The sequence below is a fragment of the Actinomycetota bacterium genome (assembly GCA_030650795.1).
GTDB lineage: Bacteria > Actinomycetota > Actinomycetes > S36-B12 > S36-B12 > UBA11398.
Genome location: JAUSDJ010000011.1, coordinates 115,001 through 117,681 on the forward strand (window position 1 = coordinate 115,001; position 2,681 = coordinate 117,681).

Genomic DNA, 2,681 nt, shown 5'->3' on the forward strand with positions numbered 1-2,681 from the left:
TGTGATCCGGGGATGTCCGAATGGGGAAACCCGGCTGGAGTCATGTCCAGTCACCCTTGCCTGAACACATAGGGCAAGAGGCGGGAACGAGGGGAAGTGAAACATCTCAGTACCCTCAGGAAGAGAAAACATAAGTGATTCCGTTAGGAGTGGCGAGCGAACTCGGAAGAGGCCAAACCAGAGCGGCGTGATAGACGTCAGTCGTTGCCGTTTTGGGGTTGTGGGAGCATTCTGCTGGATCTGACGGTCCGGCAAAGAGTCAAAAACGAATGTCATAGTCGAAGGCCATGCGAAAGGGCCGGCACAGAAGGTAATACCCCTGTAGACGAAATGTCATTCACTCTTGAGTGAATTCCCAAGTAGCACGGGGCCCGTGAAATCCCGTGTGAATCTGGCGGGACCATCCGCTAAGCCTAAATACTACCTGATGACCGATAGCGGACAAGTACCGTGAGGGAAAGGTGAAAAGTACCCCGGGAGGGGAGTGAAATAGTGCCTGAAACCGTGTGCATACAAGCCGTTGGAGCCCCCAAGGTCTTCGGACCAGGGTGACAGCGTGCCTTTTGAAGAATGAGCCTGCGAGTTTGCGATATGTGGCGAGGTTAACCCGTGAGGGGCAGCCGTAGCGAAAGCGAGTCTGAATAGGGCTATTCAGTCGCATGTCCAAGACCCGAAGCGGAGTGATCTACCCATGGCCAGGTTGAAGCGACGGTAAGACGTCGTGGAGGACCGAACCCACCTAGGTTGAAAACTGGGGGGATGAGCTGTGGGTAGGGGTGAAAGGCCAATCAAACTCCGTGATAGCTGGTTCTCCCCGAAATGCATTTAGGTGCAGCGTCGCGTGTTTCTTGCTGGAGGTAGAGCACTGGATGAGCTAGGGGGCCTACAAGCTTACTGAACTCAACCAAACTCCGAATGCCAGTAAGTGAGAGCGCGGCAGTGAGACTGTGGGCGATAAGGTTCATGGTCGAGAGGGAAACAGCCCAGACCACCAACTAAGGCCCCCAAGCGTGTGCTAAGTGGGAAAGGATGTGGAGTCGCATAGACAACCAGGAGGTTGGCTTAGAAGCAGCCATCCTTAAAAGAGTGCGTAATAGCTCACTGGTCAAGTGATTCCGCGCCGATAATTTAACGGGGCTCAAGCACATCGCCGAAGTTGTGGCATTCACGCGTGTACCAGGTCTTCGGATCCAGGTGCGTGGATGGGTAGGGGAGCGTCGTGTGGCCAGCGAAGCGGCGGGGTAACCCAGCCGTGGAGGCCACACGAGTGAGAATGCAGGCATGAGTAGCGAATGACGGGTGAGAAACCCGTCCGCCGAATGATCAAGGGTTCCAGGGCCAGGCTAATCCGCCCTGGGTAAGTCGGGACCTAAGGCGAGGCCGACAGGCGTAGTCGATGGACAACGGGTTGATATTCCCGTACCGGTTTAAACGCGCCCATGCTGAACCTAGTGATACTAAGCTCACAAGAATGTGAATGCCTTCGGGCGGAAGCAGAGGAGTGCGCGACCTGAGCTAGTAGTAGGCAAACGATGGGGTGACGCAGGAAGGTAGCTTAACCGCGGCGATGGTAGTCCGCGGCCAAGGTTGTAGGGCGAAACGTAGGCAAATCCGCGTTTCATGCGCCTGAGAGCTGATGGGGAGCCGATTGTGGTGAAGTAAGTGATCCTATGCTGCCGAGAAAAGCCTCTAGTGAGTGTTTAAGCCGCCCGTACCCCAAACCAACACAGGTGATCAGGTAGAGAATACTAAGGCGATCGAGCGAACTATGGTTAAGGAACTCGGCAAAATGCCCCCGTAACTTCGGGAGAAGGGGGGCCGATTCTGGTGATGGGACTTGCTCCCTGAGCTGGCGTCGGCCGCAGAGACCAGGCTGAAGCGACTGTTTACTAAAAACACAGGTCCATGCAAAGTCGCAAGACGACGTATATGGACTGACGCCTGCCCGGTGCTGGAACGTTAAGGGGACCGGTTAGCTCTTCGGAGCGAAGCTGAGAACTTAAGCGCCAGTAAACGGCGGTGGTAACTATAACCATCCTAAGGTAGCGAAATTCCTTGTCGGGTAAGTTCCGACCTGCACGAATGGCGTAACGACTTCAGCGCTGTCTCAACCATAGGCTCGGCGAAATTGCACTACGAGTAAAGATGCTCGTTACGCGCGGCAGGACGGAAAGACCCCGGGACCTTTACTATAGCTTGGTATTGGTGGTCGATTCGATTTGTGTAGGATAGGTGGGAGACTTTGAAGCGTGGACGCCAGTTCGCGTGGAGTCAATGTTGAAATACCACTCTGATCGTATTGGCTGTCTAACCTCGATCCGTGATCCGGATTAGGGACAGTGCCTGGTGGGTAGTTTAACTGGGGCGGTTGCCTCCCAAAAAGTAACGGAGGCGCTCAAAGGTTCCCTCAGCCTGGTTGGCAATCAGGTGTCGAGTGCAAGTGCACAAGGGAGCTTGACTGTGAGACTGACAGGTCGAGCAGGGACGAAAGTCGGAACTAGTGATCCGGCGCATGCATATGGAAGCGGCGTCGCTCAACGGATAAAAGGTACCCCGGGGATAACAGGCTGATCTTGCCCAAGAGTCCATATCGACGGCATGGTTTGGCACCTCGATGTCGGCTCGTCGCATCCTGGGGCTGGAGTAGGTCCCAAGGGTTGGGCTGTTCGCCCATTAAAGCG

General features: G+C 55.1%; 1 rRNA gene (cut by a window edge). It reads left to right on the top strand.

From position 1 onward, the window contains the following. Positions 1–2,681, top strand: a 23S ribosomal RNA gene (locus Q7L55_03670); its annotated part reaches 98 nt to the left of the window's first position; the annotation flags it as partial.